Origin of the sequence: Burkholderia lata (assembly GCF_902499025.1) — a bacterium.
GTDB classification, from domain to species: domain Bacteria; phylum Pseudomonadota; class Gammaproteobacteria; order Burkholderiales; family Burkholderiaceae; genus Burkholderia; species Burkholderia lata_C.
Genome location: NZ_CABVPW010000005.1, coordinates 224,187 through 241,844, shown reverse-complemented (window position 1 = coordinate 241,844; position 17,658 = coordinate 224,187). Strand labels below are relative to the sequence as shown.

Genomic DNA, 17,658 nt, shown 5'->3' with positions numbered 1-17,658 from the left:
TCCTTGTTCGGGGCAGCGCACCTGACGCGCTGCGTGCCCCGAATGATACTCAGCTTGCGGTCGACGCGCGCGCAACCAGCTCGCCCGGCAACAGCGAGACGCGTACGTCGCCCGCCGCGCCGTCGATCCGCTCGTGCACGAATTCGACGGCCTTGTAGCCGATTTCGTAGGTCGGCTGGCGGATCGTCGTGATCCCGATCAGCTCCGCCCATTCCGGATCGTCGATCGACAGCAGTGCCGCCTTCTGCTGCCATGCGGTGCCGAAACGCGCGCGCAGGTGGCGCGCGATCGCGAGTGCGACCGGCGCGTTCGCGGCGAACAGTGCCGCGCGCACGCCGCGCCGTGTCGCGTCATCGATGCGGGCATCGATGTCGGCCAGCGCCGCCGTGACCACGTCGGGCTCGTTCAGGTCGAGCACGACCGTCGACGGCACCGTCAGCCCGCGCGCCGCCAGTGCTGCGCGGAACGCGGCCTCGCGCAGGCGCCGCGAGCTGACACGCTCGAACGGCTGCACGACGAAATGGATTGCATCGAAACCGTGTTCGATCAGGTGCGCGAGTGCCGTCTCGATCGCGTCGGCGTTGTCGAGGCCGATCAGGTCGGCCTCGAAGCCTTCGACCGTCCGGTCGACGAGCACGGCCGGGATCCCGGCCCCACGCAGCGGACGCAGGACATCCTCGTCGGCGCCGAGCGCGTTGACGATCAGCCCTTCGACGCGATAGGTCGTGAGCAGCTGCAGGAAGCGGCGCTCCATCTCGACTTCGTTTGCCGCGTGACAGATCAGCGGCATGTAGCCGAGCGCGTGGCACGCGGCCTCGACGCCCTGCAGCACTTCGACGGTATAGGGATTGGTCAGGTCGGCCGCGAGCATGCCGAGCAGCCGGTTGCGGCCGCGCTTGAGCCCGCGCGCCATCTGGTTCGGCCGGTAGTTGAGCCGCGCGATGGCCGCTTCGATCCGCTGGCGCAGATCGGTGGACAGCACGTGCGTCTCGCCGTTCAGGTAGCGCGACACACTGGTCTTGCCCGTGCCGGCCTCGCGCGCGACATCGCTGATCGTCGCCGGACGCGTTGTGGTTGGTTGCGAATCGGTCACTGTCGTGCCTCGCGACGTACGATCCGCGCCGCTTCGTGAGCAGACGGACCTTTGTTGTTGGAAACGTAAGCCACCCGGTGGAATCTCCTGTCGACCCGCGTTGGCGCTTCAGCGCTTACGCGGGTCCCATGCTTCGCGGACCCCATGCTTCGCGGTCGACCCGCGCCGGCGCGTCGGCACCCGCCCCGGTCACGTGCAAAAGCAGTCGGCCGCACCGGACCTGGCGCGGATACCCGTCGCGGGACGCCTCCGGCAGCATTGCCGGGCCGTCGATGCGACGCGCGGGGATCATAACGCAGCCAGCCCTCCGGCACCAAGATCATCGCCTCTAACAGCGCCGGCGTCACCCCGGCCGGACGAATATGGCGGATCAGACCTGCGCGAGGACATCCGGATTGACGAGATTCGTGCGCAGCGTGCCGGCCAGCGCGCCGACGAGGTTTTCCGCGGCGCATCGCGCCATCGCGTGGCGCGTTTCGTGCGTCGCCGAGCCGATATGCGGCAGCGCGACGACATTCTTCATCTGCAGCAGCGGCGAATCCGCCGGCAGCGGCTCCTTCTCGAACACGTCGAGCCCCGCGCCACGGATCGTGCCCGCGCGCAGCGCATCGACCAGCGCGGCTTCGTCGACCACCGGCCCGCGCGAGGCGTTGATCAGGATCGCGCCGCGCTTCATCTTCGCGAATTCGGGCGCGCCGATCAGGTGGTGCGTTTCCGGCGACAACGGCACCTGCAGGCACACGAAATCCGATTGTGCGAGCAGTTCGTCGAGCGTCACGCGCCGCGCGCCGTACTGCGCCTCGGCTTCGGCATGCGCGGAGCGGTTCGCGTACAGCACCTGCATCCGGAAGCCGAGCGCCGCGCGGCGCGCAACCGCGCCGCCGATCCGCCCGAGCCCGACGATGCCGAGCGTCTTGCCCTGCACGTCGGTGCCGTACAGGTCGGGGCCGATGCTGTGATGCCAGTTTCCGGCCTTCACCCACTCGGCCAGCTCGACCACGCGTCGCGCGGACGCGAGGATCAGCGAGAACACCGTATCGGCGGTCGACTCGGTCAGCACGTCCGGCGTATGCGCGAGCACGATCCCGCGGCGCGTGAGATCCGCGACGTCGAAGTTGTCGTAGCCGACCGAGATCGTCGACCACGCCTTCAGCCGCGGTGCGCGGTCGAGCATTGGCGGCGTGACCTTCAGGCTCGCGCCGATCGCGCCGTCCGCGTCGCCGAGCGCATCGGCGAGGGCTGCGGCGCCGTCGGCCTGCACGACGTCCGCATGCTCGCGCAGGTACGCGAGGACGTCATCGGGCAGCGGCTTGTACGCGACGATACGGGGCTTCATCTGATTCATTTTCCTTGCAACGGCGTCGCGAGCGGATGCGCATCGCGCGCCTGGGGTTTGACGGACAGCGTGAGGATCACCGCGGCGACGAGCGCGGCGCTCATGAATGCGTACGACGCGACGGGCGAGCCGGTCGCCCCGTTCAGGTAGCCGACGAAGTACGAGCCGACGAACGAGCCGAGCGCGCCCATGCTGTTGATCAGTGCCATTGCACCGCCGGCGACGTTCTTCGGCAGCAGTTCCGGCACGATCGCGAAGAACGGGCCGTACGGCGCGTACATCGCGGCGCCCGCCACGACCAGCAGCGCATACGAGATCCAGAAATGCGACGAGCCGAGTGCGTACGATGCGGCGAACGCGGCCGCGCCGATCAGCAGGAACGGCCACACGAAACCGCGCCGCGAACCGACCTTGTCGGACGCCCACGATGCGGCGAGCATCGCGATCGTCGCCGCGAGATACGGCAGCGCGGACAGCCAGCCGGTCGCGACCATCCCGAGGTCGGAGCCGTTCTTGACGATCGACGGCAGCCACAGCACGAAGCCATACACGCCGATGCTCCAGCAGAAATACTGTGCACACAGCTTGATCACAGCCGGCGAGCGGAACGCTTCGCCATAGTTGCGCACGGGCTTGATCGCAGCCTGCTCGGCCGCGAGCGCGGCGTCGAGATCGCGCTTTTCCTGCGCGTTGAGCCACGGCGAATCGGCCGGCTTGTCCTGCACCAGGAACCACCAGCACACGGCCCACAGGACGGCCGGCACGCCTTCGGCGATGAACATGTGGCGCCAGCCGAATTCGTGCACGAGATAGCCCGACACGATCGACATCCACAGCACGGTGACCGGGTTGCCGAGGATCAGGAACGTGTTCGCGCGCGAGCGCTCGTTCTTCGTGAACCAGTTGCTGATGTAGATCAGCATGGCCGGCATCACGGCCGCCTCGACGACGCCGAGCATGAAGCGGATCGCCATCAGCGACGGGATGTTGCTGACCACGCCCGTGAGTGCCGCGCAGGCGCCCCACAGGATGAGGCTGACGAACACGAGCTTCTTCACGCTGCGACGTTCCGCATAGATCGCGCCGGGGATCTGGAAGAAGAAGTAGCCGAGGAAGAACAGCGCGCCGATCAGCGACGACAGGCCCTTGCTGATCCCGAGGTCCTGGTTGATGCCGGCCGCGGCCGCGAACCCGTAGTTCGCGCGGTCGAGGTAGGCGAGGCTGTACGTGATGAAGACGATCGGCATGATCGTCCACCAGCGGCGGGCAGCGAGAGTGTTGGCCATCAGAATGTCTCCGTGTCGACCAGAGTTAGCGCTTCAGCGCTTACTCTGGTCCCATGCTTCGCGGTCGATCCAAGTTAGTGCTTTAGCACTTGCCTGGGTCCCATGCTTCGCGGTCGATCCAGGTCAGTGTTTTAGCGCTTACCCGAACCCCATGCTTCGCAATCGACCTGAACGAACGCCTCAGCGCCCGCCCCGGTCCCGTACCTTGCCGTGCCCATGCACGACGAAATGAGTCCGCGGATTGTGCCGTGTCCGGCCTCTCATTGCGCGGTGAAGGTTTCCTCTAAGCGATCGGCGCGATTGCTGACGTTTTCGAATCGATCGAGCGCGGCGCGGGTCGGCAGCCCTTCCGAGTCGCCGATCACCTGGATCGCGAGCGCGCCGATCCGGTTGCCACGCGCCACGGCCTGCTCGATCGTCTTGCCCTCCAGCAGCGCGCTGACCACGCCGACCGCGAAGCCGTCGCCTGCGCCGACCGTGTCGACGACGTTCTGCACGCGCTCGCCCACCACGGTTCCGTCGCGGCCGTCAGCCGTCCGGTAGTACGCGCCTTCGGCGCCGAGCTTGATCACGACGCCGCGCGCACCCTGTGCAAGATAGAAGCCCGCGATGTCGGCCGGCGTGTCGTGCCCGGTCAGTTGGCGCCCTTCGGCGACGCCCGGCAGCACCCAGTCGGCGAGCGACGCGAGCGCGTTCAGCGTCTTCGCCATCACGTCGGCTGACGGCCACAGCGTCGGGCGCAGGTTCGGATCGAACGAGATCGTCTTGCCGGCCGCGTGCATTTCGCGCGCCAGCTTGAACGCGAGTTCGCACGACGTCGCGGAGATCGCCGGCGCGACGCCCGTCAGGTGCAGGTGGCGCGCGCCGAGCACGTAGTCGGCCACGTAGTCGTCGCACGACAGGTAGCTGGCGGCCGAGCCCTTGCGGAAATATTCGACGGTCGGGTCGCTGCCGTCGTCGTTGCGTGACTTGAGCTGGAAGCCGGTCGGGTAACGCGGATCGACGGTCACGCACGACGCGTCGATGCCTTCGCGCGCCAGCGTGTCGAGCACGTAGCCACCGAACGAATCGCGGCCGACGCGGCTCATCCAGCCGACCCGGAAGCCGAGCCGCGACAGGCCAATCGCGACGTTCAGGTCGGCGCCCGCGATCCGCTTCGAGAATTGCGTGGCGTGCGCGAGATGACCGGGCTCGGTCGCGACGAACATCGCCATCGCTTCGCCGTAGGTCACGACATCGAGTGCTGCTTTCATGAATGAACTCTCCAGGATCCTTCCGCCGTCACGCGGTGGCGAGCCACGCGACGCGCCGGCACGCATCGCCCGCCAGGTCGGCCGCGTCGAACGGGAACTCGATGCCGCGCGGCGCGTGCTGCGGCAGCACCGCGAGCACGCCGGTCACGAACGGGTCGTTCGGCGCCGGCGCGGCGACGAAACGGCGCGCGCCCTCGCCCGCGACTGCCTTGCAATGAATGTATTCCACATGCGGCGCCAGCACTTGCGCGCAATCAAGCGGCGCTTCGCCCGGCCACTGCCAGTTGCCGATGTCGAACGTCATCCCAAGCGCATCGGGCACGCCCGCCGCGGCCAGTGCGTCGAACAGCCCGCGGAACTGTGCGAGCGCGCCGCCGACCGGAAGTTGGCCGTTCTCGACCACCACGCGGGCCCGCGCGCCGCGCGACAGCGCGACGATGTCAGCCGCGTGCGCGTGGCCGGCGAAGCCGCCGAGCTGGAATTTCACGAAGCGCGCGCCGAGCGCGTCGGCTTCCGCGAGCGCGCTGCGCAATGCGTCCGCATCGAGCGCGCCCGTTTCCGTGTACAGGTTGGCCGGCGTCGAAAAAACCGACCACAGCCCGTGGCTGGCCAGTTGCGCGCCGAGCTCGGCCAGCGCGCCAGGCGCGGCTTCCGCTTCCGACGCGAACAGTTCGCGCCGCACCTCGAAACCGGTCGCACCGGATGCCGCCGCGGTCGCGATGAATGCGCTGTGGCCCTCCTGACGCACGCGGTCCATCCCGAATGCGCTCGCCACGATCACGATGTCTGTCATTTTGCCCTTTTTCCCCGGAATGGAACCGGTTCCATTTGCTTGAGACGGATGGTGCGCTTCGCCTTGGACCCACGCCATAGAGGAAATCCCTAAGACGGTGCACGATGCGAACGCGCGCCGGACGGCACGCATCGCGCGTTCCCGGGCCGGGTTCGGCCGCTCAGGCGGGTTCGTGCGCGAGACTCATCTCGAGGAATTGGGCGGCAACCCGCGACGGCGCGCCGCCGTGCGGCACGAGGATGGAGAAGTGACGGGTGAGCGGCGCGGGCGCGAGCGAGCGCAGGACGAGCGCGGCATCGTCGTGACGCAGCGACATCGCCGATACGAACCCGACGCCCATCCCGGCCCGCACGGCTTCCTTCACGGCTTCGACGCCCGCAATCTCGAACGCGACGCGCATCGGCGCCGCGCCTTGCGCGAACGCGCGCTCGACGAGTTGCCGCACGGCGGAGCCCGCTTCGCGCAGCACGAGCGGATGGGCCGCCAGCGCGTCGAGCGTAACCCCCGACGCGTATTCCGGCGCGGCCAGCGGATGGCCGGTCGGCACGATTGCCACGATCTCGTCCTCGCGCCACGCATGCACCGCGGTGCCCGGCGGCAGTGCCTCGCCGGGCGGCCCTTCGATCATCGCGATATCGAGCGACGGCAGTGCCGCGACCACGTCGGCCGTGTTGCCGCTCATCGTGTGGATCGCCACGCGCGGCGCGCGCGGCTGGAACGCCGCGATCAGGTACGGCAACAGATAGCTCGCGGGCGTCGTGCTCGCGCCGATGCGCAGCGTACCGGCCTCGAGGCCGCGCACCGCATCGCGAAACGCACGCGCCTGCGCGAACGTGTCGCGCTGTGCCTTCGCGTACTGCGCGAGCTGCTCGCCGACCGGGGTCAGGCGGATACCGCGGCCTTCGCGCTGGTACAGCGGCTCGCCGAATTCGTCCTGCAGCAGCCGCAACTGGCCCGACACGGCCGGCTGCGACAGATGCAGCGCCACGGCGGCGTGGCTGATGTTCAGGTGTTCGGCGACGGCGGCGAACGTTATCAGTTGATCCGGGGTCATGGGGATAAATTATCGGCTTTCCGGATAGTTTACGTCACAAATCACAATTTTTCATATCGATATAACGAAATTAGGATTACACCATCGCAACACGCTCCATCACGGTGCTTCCATGTCCACTGCTCCGACTCCCCATCTCAGCCCCGCCGCGCCGTCGATGCGCGGCCAGTTGAACGGCGTGCTGTTCGTCGCGCTGTTCGCCGCCGCTGTCACGAGCCTGTCCCAGCTTCCCGCGATCGCGGGGCTCGGCCTGTCGCCACTGATCGTCGGCATCGTCGCAGGCGCCTTGTACGGCAACGCGCTGCGCGACGGCATGCCGGCCAGCTGGGCGGCCGGCGTCAATTTCTCCGCGCGCAAGCTGCTGCGCATCGCGGTCGCGTTCTTCGGGTTGCGCGTGAGCCTGCAGGAAATCATGCAGGTCGGGCTGCCGGGCCTGACGGTGTCGGTGCTGGTCGTCGTCAGCACGCTCGTGATCGGCACCTGGGCCGGCATGAAGATCATGAAGCTCGACCGCGATTCGGCCCTGCTGACCGCCGCCGGCAGCGCGATCTGCGGCGCGGCCGCCGTGCTCGCGTTCGAATCGACGCTGCAGTCGAAGCCGCACCAGAGCGCGATGGCCGTGGGCAGTGTCGTGCTGTTCGGCACGCTGTCGATGTTCCTGTACCCGATCGCATATCACGCCGGGCTGCTGAACCTCGATCCGGCTGGTCTCGGCCTGTTCTTCGGCGGCACGATCCACGAGGTCGCGCAGGTGGTCGGCGCGGCGAGCGACATCAGCCCGCAGGTCGCGCACATCGCGACGATCGTCAAGATGACCCGCGTGATGCTGCTGGTCCCGGTGCTGCTGGTGCTCGGCTGGTGGCTGGCCCGCTCGGCTCGCGCCACCGCCGGCGGCGCGCAAGGCAAGCGCAAGGTGGCCGTGCCCTGGTTCGCGCTCGGTTTCCTCGGCTTCGTGATCGTCAATTCGCTGAACGTGCTGCCCACCGACGTCACGCACACGCTGAACGTGCTCGACACTTTCGCGCTGACGATGGCCATGACCGCCCTCGGCATCGAAACCCGCGTCGCGCAGATCCGCGCGGCCGGCCCCCGGGCGCTGATGACCGGCCTGATCCTGTACGTGTGGCTGATCGCCGGCGGCTACGGGATCACCTGGGCCGTGCAGCACTGGCTTGGCTGAGTTGCCCGCCCGTGACACTTCGCGCGCCGCGCCCGACGGGATGGTCCCGCGGGCGCGGCGCAGTGCTATGCTTCGCGTCGTTTTCCATCGCCCCCTTTCAGCCGTGCTCTCGTTCCTGCTGAAGCTGCGCACTCGCGCCCAAACGCTGTTCCGCCTGTCGGACGCCCATACGATGCTGATCTGGTCAGCCATCGTCGGCGTCGGCGGCGCCTTTGCCACGATGGCGTTCCGCGAAGGCATCGACCTGATGCAGCACCTGATTTCCGGGCAAAGCGGCAGCTTCGTGCAGATGGCCAAGCGCCTGCCGTGGTACGTGCGGTTCTGGATGCCGGCCGCGGGCGGCTTCCTCGCCGGCTGCGTGCTGCTGCTCGCGACGCGCGGCGACAAGAAGGCCGCCAAGACCGACTACATGGAATCGGTCGCGCTCGGCAACGGCATCGTGCCGGTCCGCCAGAGCCTGTGGCGCAGCGTGTCGTCGCTGCTGACGATCGGCAGCGGCGGCTCGATCGGCCGCGAAGGCCCGATGGTGCAGCTCGCGGCGCTCGCCGCGTCGCTCGTCGGCCGCTTCGTGCACTTCGACCCGCCGCGCCTGCGCCTGCTGGTCGCCTGCGGGGCGGCGGCCGGCATCACGTCCGCGTACAACGCGCCGATCGCCGGCGCCTTCTTCGTGTCGGAGATCGTGCTCGGCGGCATCGCCATGGAAAGTCTCGGCCCGATGATCGTCTCGTCGGTCGTCGCGAACATCGTGATGCGCGAATTCGCCGGCTACCGGCCGCCGTACGAGATGCCGGTGTTTCCGGCCGTCACTGGCCCCGAAGTGCTGCTGTTCGTCGTGCTCGGCGCGCTGTGCGGCGTGCTCGCGCCGCAGTTCCTGCACCTGCTCGATGCATCGAAGAACCAGTTCAAGCGGCTGCCCGTGCCGCTGCCCGTGCGGCTCGCGCTCGGCGGCCTCGTCGTCGGCGTGATCTCGGTATGGGTGCCGGACGTGTGGGGCAACGGCTACAGCGTGGTGAACCTCATCCTCCATTCGCCGTGGACCTGGCAGGCACTCGTCGCGGTGCTCGTGTTCAAGGTGATCGCGACCTCCGCCACCGTCGGCTCCGGCGCGATCGGCGGGGTTTTCACGCCGACGCTGTTCGTCGGCGCGGTGTTCGGCTCGCTGTTCGGGCTCGCGATGCAAGCCGTGTGGCCCGGCCATACGTCGGCGTACTTCGCGTACGCGATCGTCGGGATGGGCGCGTTCCTGACGGGCGCCACGCAGGCGCCGCTGATGGCGATCCTGATGATCTTCGAGATGACGCTCAGCTACCAGGTCGTGCTGCCGCTGCTGGTGTCCTGCGTATTCGCGTACTTCGTCGCGCGCGCGACCGGCACGACGTCGATGTACGAGATCACGCTGCACCACCACCAGGATGCCGAGGAACGCAGCCGGATCCGCACCACGCAGATGCGCGAACTGATCCAGCCCGCGCAGACGGTCGTGCCGCTCACCGCGAGCGTCGCCGACATGACCCGCGTGTTTCTCGAATATCCGGTGAAGTATCTGTACGTGACCGACGACGCCGGACGCTTCCGTGGCGCAGTCGCGCTGAAGGACATCACGTCGGACCTGCTCGACAAGCGCGACACGACCGACAAGACGGCCGCGCACTACGCGCACACGCCGTTTCCGCTCCTCACGCCCGACATGCCGCTTGCCACCGCGCTCGAACGCTTCATGGCGTTCCAGGGCGAACGCCTGCCGGTGATCGAAAGCGAAGCCGAGCCGATGCTCGCGGGGGTCGTCTACAAGACGTCGCTGCTCGATGCATACCGGCGGATGACCGGCCAACGCTGACCTGTCGGTTCGCCGCCGGCAGCGTGATGAAGGTGGCTCGAGGCCAACGCCCGCTCAGTCGGGCGCGCGCCCGAGCACCACACGCGCAAAGAATCCCGCCAGCACCGACTCGGCCACCTCGGCCGACACATGCTGCGGATCGGCCGTGTAGTAAGACTGCACACCGTCGCACAGGCACATCAGCCCGAATGCCAGCGTTTCCGCCGGCAGCAGCAGCGGCGTGCCCGCGCGCTCGGAGAAGCGCCGGATGAACTCGGCCATCTGCAGACGCTTGCCGTGCAGGAACTGGTTGAAGCGCACGCGGAATTTCGCGTCGCGCGCGGCCTGCAGCTTCGCCTCGCCCCACAGCAGCGAATATTCGTCGTCCTGAAACAGCGTCCGGTAATACGCGAGCGCCATCGACTCCATCTGCTCGCGCGATCCGCCCCCGTCGAAGATCGCCTGGAAGTCGGCCTGCACCTCCGCGTGATCGCGCTCCAGCAGTTCCAGCAGCAGGTCGGATTTGCTGCGGAAATTCGAGTAGAACGCGCCGCGCGTATAGCCGGCCGCCGCCGCGACGTCCTCGACGCTCGCGGCCACATAGCCTTTCTTCAGAAAAATACGGTGTGCGGCAATCAGCAGACGTTCGCGCGTCTGGTCCCTGCTCTGCTCGCGAGTTAAGCGCTGAGGTTTCATGGCGCGCAGTCTAGCACCATTTACCTTTCGGATTCATCTTTGCATTCAGATACAGGTGTGTATTAGAATTCGCCACAGTTTCTGAAAGATGGTGTCCGCGCGTCCGTGCCGGCGCCGCTCGGGGCAAGCGCCCGCCGCGCTTGCCGGCTTCGTTCCGCTCTCGCTCTCACCTCATCTGGGGGTTTCGTGAATCGCTCCGGTTCCCGCGTCGCGCTGCTGGTCGGCGCCGCGCTCGTCCTCGCCGCCTGTCATCCGAAAGAATCCGCGCCGCCCGCCCCGCGCCCCGTCGTCGCGCTGCCCGCCCATGCCGACGACGCTGCCGTCGCCCGCACGCTCCCCGGCGAGATCCAGCCGCGCTACGCCACCCCGCTGTCGTTCCGCATCGCCGGCAAGATCATCGAGCGCAAGGTGCGCCTCGGCGACACGGTCAAGGTCGGCCAGGTCGTCGCGCTGCTCGATCCGTCCGACGTCGAGAAGAACGCCGCGAGCGCGCAGGCGCAACTCGATGCCGCGACGCACAGCCTCGCGTTCGCGAAGCAGCAGCTCGACCGCGATCGCGCGCAGGCACGTGAAAACCTGATCGCAACCGCGCAGCTCGAGCAGACCGAGAACAGCTACACGTCGGCGCTCGCGCAGCGCGACCAGGCGCAGCAGCAGCTCGCGCTCGCGAAGAACCAGCTCCGCTACGCGACGCTCGTCGCCGATCACGCGGGCTACATCACCGCCGAACAGGCCGACACCGGCCAGAACGTGTCGGCCGGCCAGGCCGTCTACCAGCTCGCCTGGTCCGGCGACGTCGACGTCGTCAGCGATGTGCCCGAGGCCGCGCTTGCGTCGCTCACGCCCGGCCACACGGCCACCGTCACGCTGCCGTCGCTGCCGGGCCGCTCGTTCGCCGCGAAGGTTCGCGAAATCGCGCCGGCCGCCGACCCGCAGAGCCGCACGTATCGCGTGAAGCTCACGCTCGCCGCACCCGATCCGGCGATCCGGCTCGGGATGACGGCCAGCGTCGCGTTCGACGGCGCGCCGGCTACCGGCGACGCGCCGTCGATCACGCTGCCCGCGACCGCGCTGTTCCACGACGGCCAGCAACCGGCCGTGTGGGTCGTGCGCACGAAGGACGACACGCTCGAGCTGCGCCGCGTCGACGTCGCGCGCTTCAACGAGCGCACGGTGACGGTGTCGCACGGGCTGCAGCCCGGCGAACGCGTCGTGCTGCAGGGTGTGCACACGGTCAGCGCGGGCGAGAAGGTACGCGCGATCGCGCCGCTGCATCCGGAGGACTTCGCATCGTGAGCGTTTCCTACGAAGAAGGCCGCTTCAACCTGTCGGCGTGGGCGCTGCGCCACCAGGCGCTGGTCGTCTACCTGATCGCGCTCGCGACGCTCGCGGGCATCCTTGCGTACACGCGCCTCGCGCAATCCGAAGACCCGCCGTTCACGTTCCGCGTGATGGTGATCCGCACGTTCTGGCCGGGCGCGACCGCGCGGCAGGTGCAGGAACAGGTGACCGACCGGATCGGCCGCAAGCTGCAGGAAACGCCGGCCATCGACTTCCTGCGCAGCTATTCGCGCCCCGGCGAATCGCTGATCTTCTTCACGATGAAGGATTCGGCGCCCGTGAAGGACGTGCCCGACACCTGGTACCAGATCCGCAAGAAGGTCGGCGACATCGGCTATACGTTGCCGCCCGGCGTACAGGGCCCGTTCTTCAACGACGAATTCGGCGACGTCTACACCAACATCTGGACGCTCGAAGGCGACGGCTTCACGCCCGCGCAGCTCCACGACTACGCGGACCAGCTACGCACCGTGCTGCTGCGCGTGCCGGGCGTCGGCAAGGTCGACTATTTCGGCGACCCCGACCAGCGGATCTTCATCGAGGTGAACAACGCGCAGCTCACGCGCCTCGGCATCTCGCCGCAGCAACTCGGGCAGGCGATCAACGCGCAGAACGACATCTCGTCGGCCGGCACGCTGACGACCGCCGACGATCGCGTGTTCGTGCGGCCGAGCGGCCAGTTCGACAACGTCAACGCGATCGCCGACACGCTGATCCGCATCAACGGCCGCACGTTCCGGCTCGGCGATCTCGCGACGGTGAAGCGCGGCTACGACGATCCGACCGTCACGCAGATGCGCTCGAACGGCAAGGCCGTGCTCGGCATCGGCGTGACGATGCAGCCGGGCGGCGACGTGATCCGGCTCGGCAAGGCGCTCGACGCGGAATCGAAGGACCTGCAGGCGCAACTGCCGGCCGGCCTCAAGCTGACGCTGGTATCGAGCATGCCGCACGCGGTCGAGCATTCGGTCGACGACTTCCTCGAGGCCGTCGCGGAAGCCGTCGCGATCGTGCTGGTCGTGAGCCTCGTGTCGCTCGGCCTGCGCACCGGGATGGTGGTCGTGATCTCGATTCCGGTCGTGCTCGCGGTCACCGCCCTCTTCATGTACCTGTTCGACATCGGGCTGCACAAGGTGTCGCTCGGCACGCTCGTGCTCGCGCTCGGGCTGCTCGTCGACGACGCGATCATCGCGGTCGAGATGATGGCCGTGAAGCTCGAACAGGGCTACACCCGTGCGCGCGCCGCCGCGTTCGCCTATACGAGCACCGCGTTCCCGATGCTGACGGGCACGCTCGTCACCGTGTCGGGCTTCCTGCCGATCGCGCTCGCGAAATCGAGCACCGGCGAATACACGCGCTCGATCTTCGAGGTGTCTGCGATCGCACTGATCGCGTCGTGGTTCGCGGCGGTCGTGCTGATCCCGCTGCTCGGCTTCCACCTGCTGCCCGAGCGCAAGCGGCAAGCGCATGAAGCGCACCTGCCCGACGACCACGAGCACGACATCTACGACACGCGTTTCTACCGGCGGCTGCGCGGCTGGATCGACTGGTGCATCGAGCGGCGCTTCGTCGTGCTGCTGATCACGGGTGCGCTCTTCGTCGTCGCGCTGATGGGCTTCTCGCTCGTGCCGCAGCAGTTCTTCCCGAGTTCCGATCGCCCCGAGCTGCTCGTCGACCTGCGGCTGCCCGAAGGCGCGTCGTTCGCGGCGACGCTGCGCGAGACCGAACGCCTCGAGAAAGTGATCGACAAGCGCCCCGAGATCGATCATTCGGTGAACTTCGTCGGCAGCGGCGCGCCGCGCTTCTACCTGCCGCTCGACCAGCAGCTTCAACTGCCGAACTTCGCGCAGTTCGTGATCACCGCGAAATCGGTGAAGGACCGCGAGAAGCTCGCGACCTGGCTCGAAACCACGTTGCGTGAGCAGTTCCCGGCCGTGCGCTCACGGCTGTCGCGGCTCGAGAACGGCCCGCCGGTCGGCTACCCGGTGCAGTTCCGCGTGAGCGGCGACAGCATCGGGACGGTGCGCTCGATCGCCGAGAAAGTCGCGGCGACGATGCGCGGCGACGCGCGCACGGTCAACGTGCAGTTCGACTGGGACGAGCCGGCCGAGCGCTCGGTGCGCTTCGAGATCGACCAGAAGAAGGCGCGCGAACTGAACGTCACGTCGCAGGACGTGTCGAGCTTCCTCGCGATGACGCTGTCCGGCACGACCGTCACGCAGTACCGCGAGCGCGACAAGCTGATCGCGGTCGACCTGCGCGCGCCGCGGGCCGATCGCGTCGATCCGGCGAAGCTCGCCGGCCTCGCGCTGCCGACCCCGAACGGCCCGGTGCCGCTCGGCTCGCTCGGCCGCTTCAAGCCGACGCTCGAATACGGCGTCGTGTGGGAACGCGACCGCCAGCCGACCATCACCGTGCAGTCGGACGTGCGCGCCGGCGCGCAGGGCATCGACGTCACGCATGCGGTCGACGCGCAGCTGAACGCGTTGCGTGCGCAGTTGCCGGTCGGCTATCAGATCAACATCGGCGGCTCGGTCGAGGAAAGCGCGAAGGCACAGAAGTCGATCAATGCGCAGATGCCGCTGATGGCGATCGCCGTGTTCACGCTGCTGATGATCCAGCTGCAGAGCTTCTCGCGCGTGCTGATGGTCGTGCTGACCGCGCCGCTCGGGCTGATCGGCGTGGTCGCGACGCTGTTGCTGTTCGGCCAGCCGTTCGGCTTCGTCGCGATGCTCGGCGTGATCGCGATGTTCGGGATCATCATGCGCAACTCGGTGATCCTCGTCGACCAGATCGAACAGGACATCGCGGTCGGCCACCGCCGCATCGACGCGATCATCGGCGCGACCGTGCGGCGCTTCCGCCCGATCACGCTGACGGCCGCGGCCGCCGTGCTCGCGCTGATCCCGCTGCTGCGCTCGAACTTCTTCGGGCCGATGGCGACCGCGCTGATGGGCGGCATCACGAGCGCAACCGTGCTGACGCTGTTCTACCTGCCCGCGCTGTATGCGACGTGGTTCCGCGTGAAGCGCGACGAACGCGACCCGCAGGACGGCCCGCCGCCTGGCGGCACGCCTGCCGCGCCGTCGGGAGCCTGACCATGGATCGATCGATGAACCTGAAAACCAACGCCGTGCGGGCGCTCGCGGTGGCGAGCCTCGCCGGCCCGCTCGCGGGCTGTTCGTGGTTCGCGCCGAGCGGCGAGCCGCCCGCGATGCCGTCGCCCGCGCACTACGGCACCACGCCGCAAGTCCAGCAGACCGTGTCCGCGCAAGGCGTCGCGCAGCAGTTCGAGGTCGGCGCGAAGCCGGTGCCCGACTGGTGGAAGCAGTACCGCTCCGATGCGCTGAACGCGCTCGTCGACGAAGGGCTGCGCAACAGCCCGACGTTGAGCGCGGCATCCCACTCGCTCGATGCCGCGCGCGAACAGTTGCGCGGCCAGATCGGCAGCTCGATGCTGCCGTCGATCGACGCGGGCGGCCAGGCCACGCGCCAGCGTGCGCTCGGCGTGCCGATTCCCGCGCTCGGCGCGCCGACGCTGCTGTACGACACGTTCGTCGGCCAGCTGCAGGCGAGCTACACGATCGACCTGTTCGGCGCGTCGCGTTTCGCGAACCGCGCGCTGGCCCGCCGCGTCGACGTCAGCGCGTTCCAGCTCGAATCCGCGCGGCGCGCGCTGGCCGCGAACATCGTCACCGCGTCGATCACGGTGTCGGTGCTGAATGCGCAGATCAACACGACCGAGCGGCTCGTCGCGCTCGCCAACGACCAGGCGCACGATGCCGAACGCCGCTACGCGCTCGGTTCCGCGTCGCGCAGCGACGCGCTGAACGCGCGGCAAAGCGCCGACACGTTCGCAGCAAGCCTGCCCGCGCTGCGCCAGCAACGCGACTCGGCGCGCCATGCGCTCGCGGTGCTGGTCGGCCGCACGCCCGACCGCCCGCCGGCCGATCTCACGCTCGCCGATCTGCATCTGCCCGAGCAGGTGCCCGTCGTCGTGCCGTCGGACCTGCTGCAAAGCCGCCCGGACATCCAGGCAGCCGACGCAGGGCTGAAGGCGGCCGCGGCCGAAGTGGGCCTCGCGACCGCGCAGATGTTCCCGCAGCTGTCGCTGTCGGCCTCGATGGGCCAAGGCGGCTTCAGCTGGCCGACGATGCTGTCGGGCGCCGGCGCGATCTGGAACGTCGGCGCGTCGCTGAGCCAGCCGATCTTCCACGGCGGCGCGCTGCTCGCGCAGCGCCGCGCGGCGAAGGCGACCTACGAGGCCGCCGTCGACCAGTACAAGCAGGCCGTGCTCGGCGCGTTCCAGAACGTCGCCGATTCGCTCGCGGCGCTCGAGCACGATGCGGAGGCGCTCGACGCGTCGTCCCGTGCCGCGCTGTCCGCGCGTGGCGCGTATGACGACGCGGCGGCCCGCGTGCGGCTCGGCGCGCTGCCGCCATCGGCCGCGCGCGCCAGCGAGCTGCAGTATCGCAATGCCCGGCTCGACGAGATCCGCGCGACCGGTGCGCGGTTCGCGGACACCGCGCGGCTTTACCAGGCGATGGGCACGCCGCCGGTCGACAAGGCCGGCCAGTCCGGCAAGGCAGCCGGCGATGACGCCTCCGGCCAGCAAGTGCGCGCCGCCACCGCCGACACCCCGCCGTCGCCGCAATAAGCCGGCCTTGCCATCGGGTGCGCGCGGAATCCCCCCGCGCACCCGATTCCCGATCTTCCGCTTGACCCTCACGTAGCGTAACGTTCGAGACTCCAGTGTGCGACCCGAACGGAGGAACGAATGCGACTGAAAGTGGGAGAACTGGCGAAACGCAGCGGGCTGACCGTCCGCACGCTTCATCACTATCACGCGATCGGCCTGCTGACGCCTTCGGCGCGCGCCGACAACGGCTACCGGCTGTACGACCGCCACGACATCGCCCGGCTCCACCAGATCCAGGCGCTGCGTCGCTTCGGCCTGTCGCTCACCGAAATCGGCGACCACCTGAACCAGCCCGACACCCCGCTCGTCGAGATCGTCGCGAAGCAGATCGCGCTGCTCGACCGTCAGCTCGCGCAGACCGCGCAGCTGCGCGAGCGGCTCGTCAGCCTGCATGCGCAGCTCGCCGCGGGCACGGAGCCGGAGCTGGCCGATTGGCTCACCACACTGGAGTTGATGACCGTGTACGACAAATACTTTTCCGAGGAAGAACTCGCGCGCCTGCCGATGTACCAGAAGAGCCAGGCGGGCGACGCCGAATGGATCGCACTCGTCGACGACGTTCGCGCGCTGCACGACGCGGGCGTGCCCGCCGAGGACGAACGCACCCGTGCGCTCGCCAGCCGCTGGATGGCGCTGCTCGTGCGCGACACGAACAACGATCCGCGGCTGCTGGCGAAGCTGAACCTGATGCACGAACACGAACCGGCGATGCAGTCGAAGATCGGCATTTCGACCGCACTGCGCGACTATGTGCTGCGCGCGTCGTCGGAAAACAAGATGCGGATCTTCGAGAAGTACCTCGCGCCGGACGAGATCCGCTTCATGCGGGCGCACTACGGTGAAAGCGCAATGGCATGGCCGCAGCTGATGGGTGACGTGCGCGACGCGATCGATGCGGGCGCCAGACCGGATTCAGCGGAAGGCCGCGCGCTCGCGCAGCGCTGGCTCACGCTGTTCTGCAGCTATGCCGGCAACGATCCGGCCACGCACGCGAAATTCCGCCAGGCGATGATGAGCGAGCCGTCGCTGACGCGGGATTCGTGGATCGACGACACGTTGATCGGCTTCGTGCGGGAGGCGATGGCGCAGCTTGCGCCGGCGCGCTGAGCAG

13 protein-coding genes are annotated in these 17,658 nt (G+C 68.4%); 6 read left to right on the top strand and 7 right to left on the bottom strand.

The annotated features are described in order from the left end of the window. Window positions 1–49: 49 nt before the first annotated feature. The 6 genes from BDI24065_RS07415 to BDI24065_RS07390 all read right to left on the bottom strand — a co-directional run bounded on the left by BDI24065_RS07415 (window position 50) and on the right by BDI24065_RS07390 (window position 6,815). Window positions 50–1,093 (bottom strand): LacI family DNA-binding transcriptional regulator, encoded by a 1,044-nt coding sequence (locus BDI24065_RS07415; protein ID WP_175030655.1) that lies wholly within the window; start codon window positions 1,091–1,093, stop codon window positions 50–52. A gap of 370 nt (window positions 1,094–1,463) precedes the next feature. Further along, the gene (locus tag BDI24065_RS07410) at window positions 1,464–2,429 is read right to left on the bottom strand and encodes a 2-hydroxyacid dehydrogenase (protein WP_175030654.1); all 966 of its coding nucleotides are present in this window, start codon (window positions 2,427–2,429) and stop codon (window positions 1,464–1,466) included. Window positions 2,430–2,434: 5 nt separating this feature from the next. Continuing rightward, window positions 2,435–3,715 (bottom strand): MFS transporter, encoded by a 1,281-nt coding sequence (locus tag BDI24065_RS07405; RefSeq protein ID WP_175030653.1) that lies wholly within the window; start codon window positions 3,713–3,715, stop codon window positions 2,435–2,437. 260 nt (window positions 3,716–3,975) lie between these two features. Beyond that, window positions 3,976–4,968 carry a sugar kinase gene (locus tag BDI24065_RS07400; RefSeq protein ID WP_175030652.1) on the bottom strand — a complete coding sequence of 331 codons (993 nt, stop codon included), beginning with the start codon at window positions 4,966–4,968 and terminating at the stop codon, window positions 3,976–3,978. A gap of 28 nt (window positions 4,969–4,996) precedes the next feature. After that, complete coding sequence (locus BDI24065_RS07395; protein ID WP_175030651.1) at window positions 4,997–5,761, bottom strand: sugar phosphate isomerase/epimerase family protein; 765 nt, start codon at window positions 5,759–5,761, stop codon at window positions 4,997–4,999. Between the two features lie 160 nt (window positions 5,762–5,921). Next, entirely contained in the window at window positions 5,922–6,815 is an 894-nt protein-coding gene (locus tag BDI24065_RS07390; protein WP_175030650.1) for a LysR family transcriptional regulator, read from the bottom strand. Window positions 6,816–6,927: 112 nt separating this feature from the next. Here BDI24065_RS07390 and BDI24065_RS07385 point away from each other — a divergent pair, with 112 nt between their 5' ends. Then, complete coding sequence (locus tag BDI24065_RS07385) at window positions 6,928–7,995, top strand: YeiH family protein (protein WP_175030649.1); 1,068 nt, start codon at window positions 6,928–6,930, stop codon at window positions 7,993–7,995. A 103-nt stretch (window positions 7,996–8,098) separates the two neighbouring features. Beyond that, window positions 8,099–9,832 (top strand): ClcB-like voltage-gated chloride channel protein, encoded by a 1,734-nt coding sequence (locus BDI24065_RS07380; protein ID WP_217481808.1) that lies wholly within the window; start codon window positions 8,099–8,101, stop codon window positions 9,830–9,832. Between the two features lie 54 nt (window positions 9,833–9,886). Here the strand turns inward: BDI24065_RS07380 and BDI24065_RS07375 are convergent, their stop codons facing one another. Further along, window positions 9,887–10,507 (bottom strand): TetR/AcrR family transcriptional regulator, encoded by a 621-nt coding sequence (locus BDI24065_RS07375; protein WP_175013701.1) that lies wholly within the window; start codon window positions 10,505–10,507, stop codon window positions 9,887–9,889. Between the two features lie 186 nt (window positions 10,508–10,693). On the opposite strand from BDI24065_RS07375, the gene BDI24065_RS07370 reads away from it, so the two are divergent. The 4 genes from BDI24065_RS07370 (at window position 10,694) to BDI24065_RS07355 (ending at window position 17,654) form a co-directional block, all read left to right on the top strand. Further along, on the top strand, window positions 10,694–11,803 hold the full coding sequence (locus BDI24065_RS07370; protein ID WP_175030647.1) for an efflux RND transporter periplasmic adaptor subunit: 1,110 nt from the start codon (window positions 10,694–10,696) through the stop codon (window positions 11,801–11,803). Next, entirely contained in the window at window positions 11,800–14,946 is a 3,147-nt protein-coding gene (locus BDI24065_RS07365) for an efflux RND transporter permease subunit (protein WP_175030646.1), read from the top strand. The genes BDI24065_RS07370 and BDI24065_RS07365 overlap by 4 nt, the downstream gene beginning before the upstream one ends. 2 nt (window positions 14,947–14,948) lie before the next feature. Then, window positions 14,949–16,505 (top strand): efflux transporter outer membrane subunit, encoded by a 1,557-nt coding sequence (locus tag BDI24065_RS07360; protein WP_175030645.1) that lies wholly within the window; start codon window positions 14,949–14,951, stop codon window positions 16,503–16,505. A 120-nt stretch (window positions 16,506–16,625) separates the two neighbouring features. Further along, a complete protein-coding gene (locus BDI24065_RS07355) occupies window positions 16,626–17,654 on the top strand; it encodes a MerR family transcriptional regulator (RefSeq protein WP_175030644.1) in 1,029 nt (342 codons plus the stop codon). Window positions 17,655–17,658 lie beyond the last annotated feature (4 nt).